The following is a 2,491-nucleotide window of genomic DNA, read 5'->3' on the forward strand; positions in this document are numbered from 1 at the left end:
AATATTGCGGGTTTTAAGGCGATTCGCGGGAAAACACTAACCTTGAACGATGGCACAGAATTTGATGATGCTTTGACAAAACCCCGGTATTTATTAAAGTTTTGTTAAGCACACTTTTATTAGCGGTAAAGCACATGAGCGATAGCAACAACCCAGCAACCTATCCACGCGACCTGCTCGGCTACGGCAGGAATCCCCCCAAAGCCAATTGGCCCGGCAGCGCGCGAATTGCCGTGCAGTTTGTGATTAATTACGAAGAAGGTGCAGAAAATTGCGTGCTGCATGGCGATGTCGCATCGGAAACTTTTTTATCGGAAATTATCGGCGCACGCGCCTTTGAAGCGCGCCATATGAGTATGGAATCGCTCTATGAATACGGCAGCCGCGCAGGCTTTTGGCGGCTGCATCGATTATTCAATAAATACCAATTGCCGGTAACCATTTACGGTGTCGCTATGGCACTGGAACGCAACCCGGATGCAGTGGAAGCCATGCTTGAATCCCGTTGGGAAATTGCCAGCCATGGCTACCGCTGGATTGATCACCAATTTATGCCAGAGGAAATTGAGCGCGAACATATTCGCACGGCGATTGACATACACACGCGCGTTACCGGGTCGCGCCCACTGGGTTGGTACACCGGCCGCGACAGTCCTAACACGCGCAAATTGGTCATCGAGCAAGGTGGATTTTTATATGACTCGGATTCCTACGCGGACGATTTACCTTACTGGACGCAGGAATATGCGCATATCAATAACGGCAAACCGCATCTAATTATTCCCTACACGCTCGACAGCAACGATATGCGTTTTGCGGCGGCGCAGGGATTTAATTGTGGCGACCAATTTTTTACCTATCTCAAAGACAGTTTTGATGCGCTCTACGCTGAAGGAAAATTAGCACCCAAGATGCTGAATATAGGTTTGCACTGCCGCATTATCGGCAGACCGGGGCGCATCCAATCGCTGGAACGATTTATCCAATATATTTTGCAGCACAATGATGTGTGGATATGCCGCCGCGATGAAATTGCGCAGCACTGGCACAAACATCATTATCCCGCTTAACACCGCAAATAATTCTGCTTACTGATTAATTATCTTTATATAAAAATGGTACACAAGGGCACTCAACGCTTAACAAAGACAAACAATTACGAACACAAACCCTTGTAAACAACCTGACAATGAGAAAATTATGCCGACTACTTCGTTAAAAAATCTATGCCACATCAGCCTGTTGGCCAGTGCCTGTTGCATTAGCGCCTGCGGTTCCATCGACACAAAAAACAACGCGCAGGCACAGCCCACTTATGAGCGATTGAATGCAGTGCTGTGGATGCAAACCTCCGCTGAATATTACGCCCTCACCCAAAGTGCTTACACCCAAGCCACCAGCATGTTAGGCAAAGGTTTGGCCGATAAAAACTGGACCGCCGCCCAAGAACAAAGCAGCGATTACCAAAATTTACCGCCCGCGATTATTTTGGATATTGATGAAACTGTGCTGGATAACTCGCCGTTCCAGGCGCAATTAATTAAAGACAATGCCATTTTCACCCAAGAAGCCTGGGACAAATGGACGCAACTCGCCACAGCACAACCGCTACCAGGCGCTAAAGCCTTTTTGGATTTTGCCGATTCACAGGGCGTGACCATTTTTTACGTCACCAACCGTGAGGCAAGCCAGGAGCAGGACACGCGCAAAAACTTGCAGCAACAAAACTTACCGCTGCGCGATGATATCGATGTAGTGCTCACCAAAAATGAAAATCGCTGGAGTTCTTCCGATAAAGGCGCAAGGCGCACTTTCATCAGCAAAGATTTTCGTATTATCGCGTTGATCGGCGATGACTTTGGCGATTTTGTCTCGGGCGCAAAAAGCTCGCCGGAAACACGTGTCGAACTGGCTAAAAACGGCCAGAGCGCATGGGGCACCAAATGGTTTTTAATTCCCAACCCGGTTTATGGTTCATGGGAAGCGGCGCTGTTTAATCACGACTACAGCAAACCAGCGAGTGAAGTGACTGAATTGAAATTAAAACAGTTGAAGGGTTTTTAAGCGGGGACCCTCCCTTCTCCAACAATTCAATGCGCCTTTGGCGCATTGAATAAATAAGGTTCACAACCTTTATTTTCCTTTAATCTCCCACTCCGCTTCACCTAAACGACTCAAAGCAAAATTATGCATTTTTGAGCGCGAGCCCTCGCCGAGCGCTTTGGGTGGATAAAACAGCGATTTACTTTCTGGATGATCGATAAACAATTCATCCAATGCCGCGCGAATTTCGCTTAACATTTTTTCAAGGTTCGCATCAAAATCCGGGCGTTTGCGGATGGTGTGGCCGAGCACGACGAGACGCATAAAATATTGATTGGCTAAGGTTAATAATTCGTCCGGTAAGATGGCATGTTGGCATAGGCGTACACCTGGATGTTGCTGACAATAATTCAGCAACGCGGCATAAAAACACAACGGTTTGTTCGCG

3 protein-coding genes are annotated in these 2,491 nt (G+C 47.6%); 2 read left to right on the forward strand and 1 reads right to left on the reverse strand.

Translation table 11 applies throughout. The annotated features are described in order from the left end of the window. Positions 1 to 134 precede the first annotated feature (134 nt). Positions 135 to 1,070 carry an allantoinase PuuE gene (gene puuE / locus ACWA6V_RS20555; protein ID WP_449524234.1) on the forward strand — a complete coding sequence of 312 codons (936 nt, stop codon included), beginning with the start codon at positions 135 to 137 and terminating at the stop codon, positions 1,068 to 1,070. Between the two features lie 130 nt (positions 1,071 to 1,200). Next, positions 1,201 to 2,064, forward strand: coding sequence for a 5'-nucleotidase, lipoprotein e(P4) family (locus ACWA6V_RS20560; RefSeq protein WP_449524235.1), 864 nt, complete (start codon positions 1,201 to 1,203; stop codon positions 2,062 to 2,064). A gap of 69 nt (positions 2,065 to 2,133) precedes the next feature. On the opposite strand, the gene ACWA6V_RS20565 is transcribed toward ACWA6V_RS20560, so the two are convergent. Further along, the coding region (locus tag ACWA6V_RS20565; protein WP_449524236.1) for a hypothetical protein at positions 2,134 to 2,491 on the reverse strand (358 nt) is incomplete at its 5' end.

Source organism: Cellvibrio sp., from assembly GCF_053579595.1.